Here is a 15,241-nt window from a genome sequence, read left to right as displayed (position 1 = left end):
TGCGCGGCCCGGCCTCTTTCAGGCCCCGGAGACCCCTCATGATCTCCGGGGCCTTTTTCCACCCAAGCCAGTGTGCCCGCGGCCCGGGCGCAAAACAGGCCTCCTGCCAGAAAGTCAAAGCAAGATGGCACTCGAACTCAAGGGTGTGACCAAGCGCGTCGGCGCCATTCAGCACATCAAGGAAACCTCCCTGCTGCTGGAACCCGGTCACTTCAACGTTCTCCTCGGCGCCACCGGCTCCGGTAAAACCTCCCTCATCAAGCTGATGGCCGGGCTCGACCCGATGGCCAGCGGCCAGGTGATCCTGGACGGCCAGGACGTCAGCCGCCTCAGCACCCAGAAGCGCAAGATCAGCCTGGTGCATCAGTTCTTCATCAACTACCCGCACATGACGGTCTACGACAACATCGCCTCGCCGCTGAAGGTGGCGGGCATGGCCAAATCCGAGATCGAAGGCCGGGTCGAGGAAGCGGCCGCGATCCTGCAGCTGAAGCCGATGCTGCACCGCCGCCCGCATGAGCTTTCGGGCGGCCAGCAGCAGCGCTGCGCGCTGGCCCGCGCGATTGCCAAGGAAAGCCGCGCGGTGTTCCTGGACGAACCGCTCGCCAACCTCGACTACAAGCTGCGCGAGGAGCTGCGCGACCAGCTGCCCGGGCTGTTTGCAGGCCGCGGCGCCGTGGTGGTCTATGCGACCTCGGAACCGGAAGAGGCGCTGCTCCTGGGCGGCAAGACCGCGCTGATGGCCGATGGCCGCGTCACCCAGTTCGGCACCACCGCCGAGATCTACCGCAACCCCGGCAATGTCGATGCGGCGCGGGTGTTCTCCGATCCGCCGATCAATACCGCCGAGATCACCAAGCAGGGCAGCACAGCCCGCATGTCCGCAGGCGTCAGCTTCGAACTGCCCGCCGCCGCCGCAGGCCTGGCCGACGGCAGCTACACCATCGCGATCCGGCCGCATCACGTGGTGCCGGTGGCCCGCAACGGCGCCCAGGTGCAGCTGTCGGGCCAGGTGCAGGTGACGGAGCTTTCCGGCTCCGAAAGCTCGGCCCATTTCGAGATGGGCACCGGCAGCTGGGTATCGCTCGCCCCCGGCGTGCACCCCTACCGTGTCGGCGAGCTGCACGATTTCTACATGGACCCCGCGCAGGCATATTTCTTTGCCCCTGACGGCAGCCGCGCGGCGTGAGGAAATAATGGCTAAAATCACACTCTCCAAGCTGCGTCACAGCTATCTTTCCACCCCGAAATCGCCCTCGGACTATGCGCTGAAGGAAATAGATCTCGACTGGAACGATGGCGGCGCCTATGCGCTGCTCGGCCCCTCGGGCTGCGGCAAATCCACCCTTCTGAACATTATCTCGGGGCTGCTGGTCCCTTCCGAGGGCCAGATTCTGTTCGACGGCAAGGACGTCACCGCCCTGCCACCGGACCAGCGCAACATTGCCCAGGTGTTCCAGTTCCCGGTGATCTACGACACGATGACCGTATACGACAATCTCGCCTTCCCGCTGAGGAACCGCGGACGCGACGAGGCGACCGTGCACCAGCGGGTGACCGCGATTGCCGAGATGCTGGAACTCGAAGACCTGCTCGACACCCGCGCGGCAGGCCTCAGCCCCGACAACAAGCAGAAGATCTCCATGGGCCGCGGCCTCGTGCGCGAGGACGTGAACGTGGTGATGTTCGACGAACCGCTCACCGTCATCGACCCGCATCTGAAGTGGAAGCTGCGGAGCAAGCTGAAGGAACTGCACCAGCGGGTGAAGGCGACGATGATCTACGTCACCCACGACCAGACCGAAGCGCTGACCTTCGCCGACCAGGTGGTGGTGATGCAGCTGGGTGAAGTGGTGCAAATCGGCACCCCGGTTGAGCTGTTCGAACGCCCCGCGCATACCTTTGTGGGACATTTCATCGGCTCGCCCGGCATGAACATCCTGCCCTGCGAGCTGCAAGGCGGCGCTGCCTATTTCGGCGGCCAGCCGGTAGCGCTGGAAGGCCCGGTGCAAGGCGCGGCCAACGGCACCACCGAAATCGGCATCCGCCCGGAGTTCGTCACGCTGGCGGACAGCGGCCTGCCCGCCGTGGTCACCAAGGTCTCCGACATCGGCCGCCACACGGTGGTGGAATGCGAAGCCGCAGGCCAGCGCATCAACGCCGTGACCGAAGGCAACGCCCCGGCAAAGGGCAGCGCCGTGCATCTTGGCTTCCGCCAGGACATGACCCGGCTTTACGTGGACGGCTGGCTTGCCACCGTGCCCGCAGGCACCCCCGCCGCAGTCGAAGGAGTGGCATGATGAAAACCGAAAACCAGAAAGCCTGGCTTTTTGTCCTGCCGGTGCTGGCGCTGGTCGCCTTCAACGCGCTCATTCCGATGATGACGGTGGTCAACTACTCGGTGCAGGAGACCTTTGGCGACAATGTGTTCTTCTGGCAAGGATTGGACTGGTTCCAGCAGATCCTGCGCTCCGACCGCTTCCACGCCGCGCTTGGCCGCCAGTTCATGTTCACCTTCCTGATCCTGATCATCGAGGTGCCGCTGGGCATCGCGATTGCGCTGTCGATGCCGCGCAGCGGCTTCTGGGTGCCGGTGTGCCTGGTGCTGATGGCGCTGCCGATGCTGATCCCGTGGAACGTGGTGGGTGCGATGTGGAACATCTTCACCCTGCCCGACATCGGCCTGCTGGGCTATTTCCTGAACCACACGCTCGGCATCAACTATGACATGACGCAGGATCCGGTCGCGGCCTGGGTGACCATTGTCACCATGGACGTCTGGCACTGGACCTCGCTGGTGGTGCTTCTGGCCTATGCCGGCCTCGTGTCGATCCCCGACGCCTATTACCAGGCGGCCAAGATCGACGGCGCCACCAACTGGGCGGTGTTCCGCTTCATCCAGCTGCCGAAGATGAAGACGGTCCTGACCATCGCCATCCTTCTGCGCTTCATGGACAGTTTCAACATCTACACCGAGCCTTTCGTGCTGACCGGCGGCGGCCCCGGCAACTCCACCACGCTGCTGTCGATCGACCTGGTGAAGATCGCGCTCGGCCAGTTCGACCTCGGCCCCGCTGCCGCCATGTCGCTCATCTATTTCGCAATCACTCTGTTGGTCAGCTGGCTGTTCTACACGCTGATGACCAAAGACGACCTGAACTAAGGGAGGGAGACCGATGCAAAAACGCACCATCGTCCCCATCGTCTACATCCTGTTTCTCATGCTGCCGATCTACTGGCTGGTGGCGATGAGCTTCAAGACCACCAACGAAATCCTGTCGGGCTTCTCGCTGTTCCCGCAGACCTTCACGCTAGAGAATTACGCAACCATCTTCACCGATCCCACTTGGTACTGGGGCTATATCAACTCGATCGCCTACGTGACGATCAACACGGTGATCTCGGTCGCGGTGGCGCTGCCCGCGGCCTACGCCTTCAGCCGCTACCGGTTCCTCGGCGACAAGCAGTTGTTCTTCTGGCTGCTGACCAACCGGATGGCGCCCGCCGCGGTCTTTGCGCTGCCGTTCTTCCAGCTTTACTCCGCGGTGGAGCTGTTCGACACCCATCTGGCGGTCGCACTGGCGCATTGCCTGTTCAACATCCCGCTGGCGGTCTGGATCCTCGAAGGCTTCATGGGCGGCGTGCCCAAGGAGCTGGACGAGACCGCCTTTGTCGACGGCTACTCCTTCCCGCGCTTCTTTGCCACGATCTTCATTCCGTCGATCAAGGCAGGCGTGGGTGTCGCGGCGTTCTTCTGCTTCATGTTCTCCTGGGTGGAGCTTTTGCTCGCCAAGACGCTGACCGCCGTTGCGGCCAAGCCGATCGCCGCCACCATGACCAAGACCGCGTCTTCCGCGGGCTACGAACTGGGCCTGCTGGCAGCAGCGGGCACGTTGACAATCATTCCGGGCGCCATCGTGATCTGGTTTGTCCGCAACTACATCGCGAAGGGTTTCGCGATGGGGAGGGTGTGATGTTTCAATGGATGGCCTGGACCTGGCCCACTGCTCTGCTGTTCATCGGCATCTTCACCGCCATCGGCGTGCTGATCGTGGCGGAGATCCGCTACCCCGGCGGCGCGGCGCGCAAAGGCGTGCTCGGCCTCACCACCACCCGCGGCGACCGGCTGTTCATCAGCCTGCTCGGAACTTCCTACATCTTCCTGGCCTGGCTTGGCCTGGTGGGGATGCCGCTGTGGTGGCCCTTGGGCCTCGCGATCGCCTGGGGCATCTTCTGCTTCTGGAAGGTCTGACCCTGGCGCCGCGGGTCAAGGAGGCCGCAGGCCCCGCGCAGCGGCTTGTCCTTGACGCGCAATACTGAACAAAATCGGAAAAGGTCCTGAGGGCAAATCTGCCCCTCAGGGCCTTCTCAGCAAAAAGCCCCTCCGCCGGCCCGCGCCGCAGCCCAAACCCCGGGGCCGGCATGCCGCCTCTCCCCCTGCTGCAAAAAAGCGCGCGGAAGCGCACAATTTGGCAGCGTCGCCCGGGCTGTGCCGCATCTTCTAAAAAAATAGTTCCCATACCGCCATCGCTCCCCTAGCATGGCTGGAACACCAACGGACCGGACCGCCGCCGCAATGCGCAAAAAACAGGACAATTCCCTTCTGACCGAGGTCGAACTGGAGTTCATGACTGTCATCTGGGAGACCGGCGGCGGCACCGTGCGCGAGATCCTGGCCGAGGCAAACAAGACCCAGGAACGCGCCTATACCTCGGTCGCCACGGTGCTCAAGATCATGGAGCAGAAGGGCTTCCTGACCAGTGAACGGGCCGACCGCTCGCTGGTCTACCGCCCCGCCGTTCCCAAGGCAGAATACCAGAAGAAGTCCCTCAAGAACCTTTCGAGCAAGCTCTTCAACGGCGCGCCCGCGGCCCTGGTCGCACGGCTGGTCGATGACGAGGATGTGACCCAAGACATGCTCGAGGAGATACGGGCGCTATTGGATGAAAGGCTGGGGGACAATGACCTCTGATGTTCTGCTGAATGCCTATATAGACCTCAACATCCTGCTGCTGGCAGGCACGCTGCTGTGGCTCGGCGCGCGCAAGGCTCTGGCGCGCGGACGGCTGGGCCGGGCCTACCGGCCGCAGCTGAGGCTGCTGAACCGGATGACCGTGCTCCTGGCGGCGGCGCCCGTGCTGGTGCTGGCTCTGACCGCGCAGTTCGGGGCGCCGGGGCCGAATTTCTCCGACCTGATGGTGTCGCAATACCTGCAAGGCAACGTGCGGATGAGCGCGGGCGAATTCGAAAGCCTCCTGCGCCTGCGCGAGGACACGGTGCGCGGGCTCGTAAGCCTGCAGCCCGGCTGGGCGCAGGCGGTGGTGTCGGCGCTGGCCGCCGGCGCGCTGATATGCCTCGCGCAAGGCGCGCTTTCGGCCTTTCGGCTCGGCCGCAGTCTGCGCGGCGCCTATACCTGGAAGCGCATCGGCCGGATGCGGCTGATGTTCTGCGACAGTGCCGCCGTGGCCTATTCCACCCGCGGGCTGCGGTTGCGCTACGTGGTGCTGCCCTCGGCGCTGGCGGGCGATCCGCGCGACTTGCGGCTGACGGTGGCGCATGAGCTGCAGCATTTCCGGCAGCGGGACATCGAATGCGAATTCCTGCTGGAGACGCTGCGGCCGCTGCTGTTCTGGAACCCGGCCTACTACCTGTGGCGGCGCGAAGTGCGTTTGCTGCGCGAATTTGCCTGCGATCAGGCGCTGATGGCGCGGCCGCAGGTGGATGTGCGGGCCTATTGCGAATGCCTGATCCGGGCCTGCGCCCATGCCGCCGCGGAACGCCCGCTGTTTGCCCGCCACAGCCCCGCGGTGGCGCTGGTGGAACGGCGCGAGACCCGCCGCGGCGCGGCGCTGCAACAGCGCATCATTGCGGTCACTGCCCGCCAGCCGCAAGTGCAGGGCACCGCGGGCTGGGCGCTGGTTTCGGCTGGCATGGCCGGGCTGGTGCTGGCGACCGCGATGCTGTTGCAAAAGCCCGGCGACTGGAGCCATGACCGCATCATGCTGTCGACCATCGTCAACCTCGAACGCATGGCGAGCCGTCCCGTCAACCCGGAGCTGGCGATCAGTGCGCTCAACGGCGGCTTCGCCGTCCCGCGCCCCTGAGCCCCTGACCCCCTGAGCCCGGCACTGCCGGGGGCCGCGAATGGAGACCATCCAGCTGGATAAGGCGTGTGGCGGAAAAGGCGGTCGGCCTCTAACGCCATCGGTCAATAAGACCGCATTCCCGGAAAGTCCGCGCGTCCTTGCATGGCCGCACTTTCACTCTCCGCTCTCCCAGTGAAACCGAGTGTCCCAAGATCCTTTCGAGGTGCTTCAGCCCGAAGCGGATTAGCCTGTAACTGGTCGTCCCCCGCACGGAACAAGGCCGCAGGCCGCCGCGTATCGCCGGCGCGCGCCCGCGCGGCCGCGACGCGCAGCTTACCGCTTTGGGCTCAGTGCGGCGTTGAGGCACCTCCCACACGCCCCCCGGCACACTCATAAACCCGTCGCTTCCAGCTCGCCGAACCCGCGGTGCAAGATGCCGGGAGCGCAGCGGCCTGCAGCGAAGGGGTGGCGGCTCAGGCGCTCCGCTGGCGGTCCCGCGCCTGCCCGCTCTCCGCGCCCCAGGCGGCATCCGCATCCCCGCGGTCCGGCGCGCCGAGGCTGAAGCGGCCGACGATGCCCGACAGGCCGTGCGCCTCCTGCTGCAAGAGCTGGCTGGCGGCGGCGGCTTCTTCGGCCATCGCGGCATTCTGCTGGGTCATGTTGTCGAGCCGGTGCATGGCACCGTCAATCTTCTCCAGCCCCTGCGACTGCACCCGCACACCTTCGGCGATCTCCGTCACCAGGCCGGAGACCGCCGAGACCTGCTCGATGATGCGGGTCAGCGCCTCGCCCGCGCGGCCCACCATCGAGACGCCATTGGCGACGTGCTGTTCACTGGCGCCGGTCAACGCCTGAATTTCGCCGGCGGCGCTGGCTGCGCGCTGCGCCAGGGCCCGCACTTCCGAGGCAACCACCGCAAAGCCGGCCCCGGCCGGGCCCGCCCGCGCCGCTTCCACGCCTGCGTTCAAGGCCAGGAGGTTGGTCTGGAAGGCGATATCGTTGATCAGGCTGATGATCTTGGAAATCTCCGCCGAAGTTTCCTGGATCTGGTCCATGGCCGCCACCGCGGAAGTCACCACCTCGGTGGACTGCTCGGCCTCGCTGCGCGCGGCGCGCATGGTTTTATCCATCCGGCCCGCCTGATCGGCGGTGGCGCGGATGCCGCCGGTCAGATCACGGATCGCGCCCGCGGTTTCTTCCAGCGTGGCGGCCTGGGTTTCGGTGCGCTGCGCCATCTCGGCGGCCGCACCGCGCTGCTCCTCCGAGAAGCGGCCGACGTTCTGCGCCGCGCCCACCACCTCGCCCATCGAGCCGCGCAGGTTTTCCAGGCCGCGATTGAAATTCTCCCGCAGGGTTTCGTAATGCCCGTTGAAGGGCGCGCGGATGTCGCAGGCCAGGTTGCCGCGCTGCAGGCCGGCCAGCGCCGCGCTCATGCCGTCGACCACCGCCGCGGTGTGGCGCGCGGCCTCGACCTCGCGGGCTGCGGCGGCGTCCGCCTCCTTCAGCTTGCCGCGGAAACTGTCGAGACTGCGGGCCAGCTCTCCCAGCTCATCGCCGCGGCTGCGCCCGGCAATGTCCACGTCGTAATCACTGCCCGCCAGCGCGTTGGTCGCCTGGCAGAGCGCGTGGATCGGCCGGGTGACGCTGCGCGCCGCAAACCAGGAGACGGCAATGGCCGCGAGCACCGCGGCGCCGATCAGCCCGGCGGCGGTCAGCCGGATGCGCTCGACCGTGGCAAAGGCGGTGTGCTCGTCGGTTTCCAGAACCAGCGACCAGTCGAAGCCCGGCAGGTTTAGCGGCATCGACAGGGCGATCACGCTTTCGCCCATGGTGGAGCGCGCGCTTTCGAACTGGCCCGCCTCGCCCGCCGCGGCAGCGGCGATATGCGGCGCGCCGGGGAGCTCGGCCAGCACCCCGAACAGGCCCGCGGCGGAGGACGGGCTGCGGGCGCGGCCGTCGCGGCTGACCACGAAGATGTTCTGATGGCTGCCGCCCGACAGGTTGCTGGTCAGTGCCTGCACCACCCGCTCGCTGCCGAGCCGCACCGCGATCACCCCGGCAATGTCGCCGCGCTTGGTGAAGACCGGCGCCGCCATGAAGGCGGCCACGCCCGAGGCGCTGTGCGGATAGGCGGCAAAATCAGCGGCCACGACGCTGCCGGCCCCGGCCTCGAGCGCGGCCTGGAAGACCTGGCCCAGCCCGGTCTCCGCGCCCTGCCCTGCCGCGAAGGTGCCGAAGAAGTCCCCCTGCTTGCGAACCGAATAGACTGCCTGCCCCTTGGTGTTGAGCAGGTAGAGATCCTTGTAGCCGTTGAGCCGCAGGCGTTGCAGGAAAGTGGGGTGGTAGGTGGCATGCGACTGGCTGTAGTAGGAGCCGTCGCCCGCATCCGCCAGTTCCTCCCGCTGATCGGCGGGATGCGGGTTTTCCGCCGCGTAGGTGCGTTTTAGATAGGCGATGGGGTCGTCTTCCTCGACCATTCCGATCACCCGGTCGAAATTGCTGATCGCGCGGAACACCGCGGGCTGCGCCGCGAGGCTGGAAACATCGGAGCGGGCCGCCGCCAGCGAATAAGAAAGCGCCTGGGCGCCGGACTTGGCCTCGATCATCTGGGCGGCATAGGCGTTGTCGCGGATCGTGCGTTCCGCCATCGAGTAAATCAGAAGGGCCACCGTGACCAGAAACGCCGCCGTCAGCGCCACCATGATCAGCGGCAGTTTCAGTTTCAGCGGCAGGCTCAGTTTCCGGGACATTGGCGTCTTACTCCTATGTAAACGGCAGGCCACCGGCGGGGCCCGGGTATTTGGGAGAGGCTAAACAGCAAAACCCTGCAAAACCGTTGATCCATAAAAACCCCGCAAATGCGGCTCGCCGGAAACCGCCAGCCGCCGCCACAGCACGGGACGGGGGGCGCATAAGGCGGGGCCACACGCACGGAGGACATGAAATAATGGCTGCTGCCCAAGGGACTATCTTGCGGGGGCCGCAGCCGGGCAGTACTGGCCGGCGGGCACGGCCTGCCACTGGATCTGCTCAAAATTTAGGCAGCTGCCCGGCACGGCCGCTGCAAAACAACGTGAAAAACAGCGAGGAATTTTGCTATTCTGAGGCAACCCCGGGACTCGGGCCCCGGCAACACGGAAAGCCTGCGCTGCCGATGCGCCGTGACCAGGACGCATCGGCAAACAGACCGAAAACATGTTAAGGGTGCGCATTCCGAAACCTGTTCTTGCATAAATTGTCACCCATAATACTCTCGCGTCAGGAACTCTGGCCTGCACCGCTGCACCCGCACCTGCAGGCCTCATAAACAAAGAAAGACGGCAGAACAGGCAGAGACGCAGGCAGGACCATGAAAGAGGGAGACTGCGATGAATTTGCGACCAGATCCGACCTTCCACGCCACGCCCAAGCTGGCAATGGAAGCCCCGGCCGAGACCCTGGCCTTCACCCTGCTGCTCAGCCCCGACGGCTCGCAGCCCGACGGCCTGGCGGTGATCGGCGCCGACCCGAATTCGGAGAACTACGGTAAGATCCTGCACAGCCTGTTCATGCCGAACAAGGGGGACGAGTTTCACCACTTCGGCTGGAACGCCTGCTCCTCGGCGCTGTCGCCGCTGACCGGCCACGCCTTCCTGGAGCGGCGCTACCTGATCATTCCCGGCATCCGCTCCAGCCGCATCTACGTGATCGACGTGAAGGAGCCGCTGGAGGCCAAGATCCACAAGATCATCGAGCCCGAGGAGGTCTTTGCCAAAACCGGCTACTCGCGCCCGCATACCATCCACTGCGGTCCGGAGGGCATCTATGTCTCCACCCTGGGCGGTGGCGGCGCGGATGGCACCGACGGCCCGCCGGGCATCTTCATCATGGATTGCGAGACCTTCGACATCCTCGGCCGCTACGAGATGGACCGCGGTGTGCAGGACAAGCAGTATGACTTCTGGTGGAACCTGCCGCGCGACTACATGGTGAGCTCCGAATGGGGTCTGCCGCCGCAGTTCGAGAACGGCATCGTGCCCGAAGATCTGCTCAGCAACAAATACGGCCACTCGATCCATTTCTGGAACCTGCGCGAGCGCAAGAACATCCAGACCATCGATCTGGGCGAAAACCACCAGATGGCGCTGGAGATCCGCCCGGCGCATGACCCGGCCAAGCAATACGGGTTCTGCGGCGTGGTGGTGGACACCACCAACCTGCAAGGCGCGATCTTTACCTGGTGGCGCAAGGATGACGGCACGTTCGAGGCCAAGAAGACCATCACCATCGACCCGCAGCCGGCCGATCCGGACGACCTGCCGGAGCTGCTGAAAGGCTTCAGCGCGGTGCCGCCGCTGGTGACCGACATCGACCTCAGCATGGATGACCGATTCCTTTACGTCGCCTGCTGGGGCACGGGGGAGATGCACCAGTATGATGTCTCCGACCCGATGAACCCCAAGCTGGCGGGCAAAGTGGAGCTTGGCGGCATCGTCAAGCAGACCGCGCATCCGAACGGCAAGCCCTTCGGCTATGGCCCGCAGATGGTGGAGATCAGCCGCGACGGCAAGCGCGTCTACTGGACCAACTCGCTCTACTCGACCTGGGACGACCAGTTCTATCCGGGCGAGCGCGGGGCGGCGATGGTGATGGCCAATGCCGGCGCCGATGGCGGCCTGGAACTGGACGAGCGCTTCTGGGTCGACTTCCCCGAGGGGTACCGCTCGCATCAGATCCGGCTCGAGGGCGGAGACTGTTCGACCGACAGTTTCTGTTATCCTTCGGTCTAAGCCGTGCAGGCGGCCTGGGATACGGCGGGCCTGTTGTGGTTCGCAGTCTTCGCCTCGGGGCTTTACCACGGGGTAAACCCGGGGATGGGCTGGCCGCTCGCGGTTTCGGCGGCGCTGTTCGAGCAGCGCCGCCAAGCGCTCTGGCCTGCGCTCGGGGCGCTTGGCACCGGGCATTTCCTCGCCATGCTGGCGATCCTGCTTCCGTTCTCCATGCTTACGCTCGTGGTTCAGTACGAGCGCGAGCTGCGGGTGGCGGCGGCGCTTCTGGTCACCGGCATGGGGCTCTACCTGCTGATCACCCGGCGCCACCCGCGCTTCCTGGCACGCATCCCGCCCGCACGGCAGGCGCTGTGGTCCTTTCTGGTGGCGCTGGCGCATGGCGCGGCGCTGATGCTGGTGCCGGTCTACCTCGGGCTTTGCGTCACCGAGGAGCTGGAGGGCGGCCATGCGGCCGCGGGCGTCCTGATGACCAACACCGCGCTGGCGGCGGCGGTGGCGGTGCTGCATACCGCCGCGATGGTGCTTTCGGGCGGAGCGATGGCCTTTGCGGTGCACCGCTGGCTGGGCCTGCGGTTCCTGAACCGCGGCTGGTTCGACCTCGAACTGCTCTGGGCCGGCTCGTTGCTGGCGGCGGGGCTGCTGACGCTCTGGGCAGCGCTGGGGCTGGCGGCCTAGGACAGGGCGGCCGGACTGGCGCTGGCTTCCAAAGCGCCCTGATTTCTGAAACGGGAGAGCGCAGCGCGGGGGGTTTCTGCCGCCAGGGCGCAGATTCTGGGGACACGCGGAGCCCCCGCGGGGAAAGGTTCCCGCCGGCAGCCCGTACCGGCGGAGAGCGGCAGAAACCTGCGCGATCGCGCGCCACGGCTGGGCGGAGAAAGGATCAGCCCCTGCGCGGGGCGGCTTACCGCCGTGGCAGGTCGGGCGATCTGGCGGTTAAGCGCCCGAAATTCTTCAACAATGCCTGACCGCTGGCGGCACCTGAAGCCCGCATCTAGCTATGTCTCACGGGACGCGGAGAGCCGCGGCCCGCAGCAGTCAAAGCAACAGAAAGAATGGAGTGTCCCAAATGAAAACCCTCGCACTGACCGCCGCCGCAGTTGCCGCCCTCGCCGCCGCGCCGCTGGCCGCTCAGGATGCCACGCTGCAGGCGGATACCGACGGCAACGGCACCTATTCGCTGGAAGAACTTCAGGCCGTCTTCCCCGAGCTGACCGCCGAAACCTTCGCCACCATCGACGCGGATGCCGATGGCGAAGCCGATCAGGCGGAAGTGAATGCGGCGGCAGAAGCGGGCCTTCTCGCAGAGGCTGGCTGATCGCCGCAGGCAGGGCGGCTCCCCCAACCCCGGGGCCGCCTTGCCGCTTCCCGCTCCCGGATTGCGGCCCTCGCGCCGCAGCGCCTTGCAGCTCCCCCGCCGCTGCGGGCGGGCCTGGCACCGCTCTCCCCGCGGTGCCAGGCGTTCTTTTTCCTGGCTGCGGCCGTGCACGGCACGCTGCCCGGCCCCGCCCCCCCACACCAAATTTCCCGACCCGTTGCGGCCGCTTCCGCGGTCGCCGATGCGGCGCGCTGCCCGCTGACCCCGCAGAACCGCGGCCGACAGCTCATACGGTTGCGCAGCTGAGTACGGACCGACCCCGTCCTTCCGGGGCATTGGCATAGAAAGCACAGCGCGCCGCCTGCAACCGGAGACAGAACCAAGCGGGGGGTGGCTTGCGTATTCGATTTATTTACAGATTGGCGGGAATAGTCCTTTTCTATCCGCCTCCGGCAGTTCGAAAATTTGGAGATTTGCAATGTACCGGCCATTCCGCCCGGCCCCCGCCCGGCTGGCAACCGCAGGGCAAGCCCCGCGCCGCACCGGCGTCCAGGCAGGAGACCGGGCCCGGAACGCAGCGGCGTCTTGCCTGGACGCTGCCCCTGACACTCAGGCCGCGGCGCCCGGGACGCGGTCGGCCCGATGACTCTCAAGCGCGCTATTGTCCTGCCGGTGCTGATCAGCGCGGCCGCCTCGCTGCTGGCGGCGCTGGCGATTTGCGGCATGGCGCTCTACGCCTCCGACCGCAAGGATGCAATTCTGAGTGCTGCACTGGAGGTCACGCGCCGCGCCGACCGGGTCGGGGCCGGGATCTCCGATGCCGAAGCATACGTGCAGAAGGTCACCACGGCGGCGCTCCTGATGCCGCAATCGGATGTGGCGCCGCGGCTGCGGCAGCATCTGGGGGCGATCAACCGGGATCTCGCCGCACTGCTGAAGCTGCCGCTGCCCCCCGCCCTGCGCCGTGAGGTCATGCTGCTGTCGGATGCGCATGAGGGCTGGTGCACGATGGCAGTGGTGCTGATCGGCATCCTGCCCGCGGAGGAACCGGTGACGTTGGAGGCGGTGACCCTGCGCGGCCAGGCGGTTCTGGCCCAGGTGCATGTGGTCAAGTCGCTGGCGGCGGGCCATGCGGGCACCGCCATCGACACCGCCAACCAAAGCCTCTACCGGCTGTTTGCGCTGGGGCTCGCAGGCATCTTCCTGCTGTTTGCCGCCATGGTTGTCTATGCCGCCCGCAAGGCGCATGCGATCTCGGGCGCGATGCAGACCGTGACCAGCCGCCTGCAGGCGCTGGCCAGCCAGGAAACCGTCTCCTCCCGCCGTGCCGGCGATGACCTGCCCGCGGTCTTTGCCGCGCTCGACACGCTCAGCTTCAGCCTGCGCGAGAAGAAGCGCATCGCCGAGCGGCTGCAAGAGGAAAAAGCCCGCGCCGAGGCCGCGACCGAAACCAAATCACGCTTCCTTGCCACCATGAGCCACGAGATCCGCACCCCGATCAACGGCGTCCTTGGCATGGCCGAAGTGCTGCACGACTCCGGCCTCAGCGCCGAGCAGCGCGCCTGCACCAGCACCATCGTCGCCTCGTCGGAGGCGCTGTTGCGGATCGTGAACGACATCCTCGACTTCTCCCGGCTGGAAGCGGGCAAGACCCAGATGCTGGAACAGCGCTTCCACCTGCGCGAGGTGATATATGACGTGGCCACGCTGATGTCGCCGACCGCCGCTGCCAAGGGAGTGGAGATCTGCCTCGACATCTCGGGCTCAGGGCCGGGGCATTTCATCGGCGACAGCGGCCGGATGCGGCAGATCCTGATGAACCTCGTGGGCAATGCGGTGAAATTCACTCTCGAAGGCCATGTTGCCATCACCCTCTCCCATGACGCCAGCCAGCCGCTGCCGCTGCAGGTCCGGGTCGAAGATACTGGCGTCGGCATTCCTGAAGACCGGATCGGGCGGATCTTCCGCGCGTTCGAGCAGGTCGAAAGCACCGCGGCGCGGCGCTTTGACGGCACCGGGCTGGGGCTGGCGATCTCGTCCCGCCTGGCGCGCGCAATGGGCGGGAGGATCGAGGCGCGGTCGCAGCTCGGCAAGGGCTCCTGCTTCACGCTTTGCCTGCCGCTGCCGGTGGCGGAGGAGGCCGCGGCGGACGCCCCTGCCGCGGAGGCGAAGCCGCTGGAGGGCCAGCGCGCGGTGGTGGCGGCGGATCTGGCCTTCACGCGCGGGGTGCGCCGGCGCCAGCTTGAGGAGTGGGGGGCCGAACCCGCCGTGCTCTCCAGCCTGGAGGCGCTGGAACAGCATCTGCAGGCCAGCGCGCAGGCGCCGGACCTTCTGCTGGTGGAGATCAGCCTGCCGCCCGAGGCGGCAACAGCGCTTTGCGCCCGGATCTGGGCGCTGCCGGGCTGCGCCGCCCTGCCGGTCGTATTCTGCGCCAGCAGCCAGACCGTGACCGCCTATCAGGAGCTGAAGGCGCAAGGCCCGGTGCAGGTCCTGATGAAACCGGCCCGCACCAGCGCCCTGCGCGCCGCACTGGTTGACGCCGGGCGCTGCGGGTCCTGCCAGACAGAACAGCCCGCAGAATCCGCCCCGGGACCTGCCGATTTCAGCCGCCTGCGTCTTCTGGTCGCCGAGGACAACCGGACCAACCAGCTGGTGCTGAGAAAGATGCTGGCGCCGACCGGCATTCACGTCACCTTCTGCGCCGACGGCCAGGCGGCTGTCGACACTTTCAAGGCAGAGCGGTTCGATCTCGTCTTCATGGACATGTCGATGCCGTCGATGGACGGGTTGCAGGCGACCCGGCTGATCCGGGCCTTCGAGTGCGGCGAAGGCCGCGCGCCCTGCCCGGTTGTCGCGCTCACCGCCAATGTGCTCAGTACCGACGAGGCCGCCTGCCGCGCCGCCGGGATGGTGGATTTCCTGTCCAAGCCCGTGCGCCGCCAGCAACTGACCGAAACCATTATTGTCTGGGCCGCCAGCCACGCAGACGGACGCAAGAGCGAAGAGGTGCTGGAAACCGCCAGCCCGGCACCAGCATGAACCGGCGTCCGTTCAGGCACGTGTCAAACTTC

The 15,241-nt window shown here is 66.4% G+C and carries 12 protein-coding genes; 11 read left to right on the top strand and 1 reads right to left on the bottom strand.

Annotation, left to right across the window (positions count from 1 at the left end; all coding sequences use genetic code 11):
* The first annotated feature begins 124 nt into the window (after positions 1-124).
* From ACOHX0_RS10750 to ACOHX0_RS10720, 7 genes are all read left to right on the top strand, one after another.
* Positions 125-1,189 (top strand): ABC transporter ATP-binding protein, encoded by a 1,065-nt coding sequence (locus ACOHX0_RS10750; RefSeq protein ID WP_420676681.1) that lies wholly within the window; start codon positions 125-127, stop codon positions 1,187-1,189.
* 7 nt (positions 1,190-1,196) lie between these two features.
* Positions 1,197-2,300, top strand: coding sequence for an ABC transporter ATP-binding protein (locus ACOHX0_RS10745; RefSeq protein WP_420676680.1), 1,104 nt, complete (start codon positions 1,197-1,199; stop codon positions 2,298-2,300).
* Positions 2,300-3,163, top strand: coding sequence for a carbohydrate ABC transporter permease (locus ACOHX0_RS10740; RefSeq protein WP_420676679.1), 864 nt, complete (start codon positions 2,300-2,302; stop codon positions 3,161-3,163). The genes ACOHX0_RS10745 and ACOHX0_RS10740 overlap by 1 nt, the downstream gene beginning before the upstream one ends.
* Positions 3,164-3,176: 13 nt before the next feature.
* On the top strand, positions 3,177-3,974 hold the full coding sequence (locus tag ACOHX0_RS10735; protein ID WP_420676678.1) for a carbohydrate ABC transporter permease: 798 nt from the start codon (positions 3,177-3,179) through the stop codon (positions 3,972-3,974).
* On the top strand, positions 3,974-4,252 hold the full coding sequence (locus tag ACOHX0_RS10730) for a DUF2160 domain-containing protein (RefSeq protein ID WP_420676677.1): 279 nt from the start codon (positions 3,974-3,976) through the stop codon (positions 4,250-4,252). Before ACOHX0_RS10735 ends, ACOHX0_RS10730 begins: the two co-directional genes overlap by 1 nt.
* 324 nt (positions 4,253-4,576) lie before the next feature.
* A complete protein-coding gene (locus ACOHX0_RS10725) occupies positions 4,577-4,972 on the top strand; it encodes a BlaI/MecI/CopY family transcriptional regulator (RefSeq protein WP_420676676.1) in 396 nt (131 codons plus the stop codon).
* Positions 4,962-6,104, top strand: coding sequence for a M56 family metallopeptidase (locus tag ACOHX0_RS10720; protein WP_420676675.1), 1,143 nt, complete (start codon positions 4,962-4,964; stop codon positions 6,102-6,104). Before ACOHX0_RS10725 ends, ACOHX0_RS10720 begins: the two co-directional genes overlap by 11 nt.
* A gap of 455 nt (positions 6,105-6,559) precedes the next feature.
* Here the strand turns inward: ACOHX0_RS10720 and ACOHX0_RS10715 are convergent, their stop codons facing one another.
* Positions 6,560-8,836, bottom strand: a complete 2,277-nt coding sequence (locus ACOHX0_RS10715) for a methyl-accepting chemotaxis protein (protein WP_420676674.1) — start codon at positions 8,834-8,836, stop codon at positions 6,560-6,562.
* A gap of 618 nt (positions 8,837-9,454) precedes the next feature.
* Here ACOHX0_RS10715 and ACOHX0_RS10710 point away from each other — a divergent pair.
* The 4 genes from ACOHX0_RS10710 to ACOHX0_RS10695 all read left to right on the top strand — a co-directional run bounded on the left by ACOHX0_RS10710 (position 9,455) and on the right by ACOHX0_RS10695 (position 15,209).
* Entirely contained in the window at positions 9,455-10,855 is a 1,401-nt protein-coding gene (locus tag ACOHX0_RS10710; protein ID WP_420676673.1) for a selenium-binding protein SBP56-related protein, read from the top strand.
* A gap of 33 nt (positions 10,856-10,888) precedes the next feature.
* On the top strand, positions 10,889-11,530 hold the full coding sequence (locus tag ACOHX0_RS10705) for a hypothetical protein (RefSeq protein WP_420676672.1): 642 nt from the start codon (positions 10,889-10,891) through the stop codon (positions 11,528-11,530).
* A gap of 391 nt (positions 11,531-11,921) precedes the next feature.
* Positions 11,922-12,170 carry an EF-hand domain-containing protein gene (locus ACOHX0_RS10700; RefSeq protein ID WP_420676671.1) on the top strand — a complete coding sequence of 83 codons (249 nt, stop codon included), beginning with the start codon at positions 11,922-11,924 and terminating at the stop codon, positions 12,168-12,170.
* A 642-nt stretch (positions 12,171-12,812) separates the two neighbouring features.
* Entirely contained in the window at positions 12,813-15,209 is a 2,397-nt protein-coding gene (locus ACOHX0_RS10695; RefSeq protein ID WP_420676670.1) for a response regulator, read from the top strand.
* The last annotated feature ends 32 nt before the right edge of the window (positions 15,210-15,241 follow it).

It is taken from the genome of Cribrihabitans pelagius (assembly GCF_048820915.1).
In the GTDB taxonomy this organism is placed as follows: Bacteria; Pseudomonadota; Alphaproteobacteria; order Rhodobacterales; family Rhodobacteraceae; genus Cribrihabitans_A; species Cribrihabitans_A pelagius.
The sequence above is the reverse complement of the archived record's forward strand: the minus strand, read 5'-3'. Positions and strand labels throughout refer to the sequence as shown.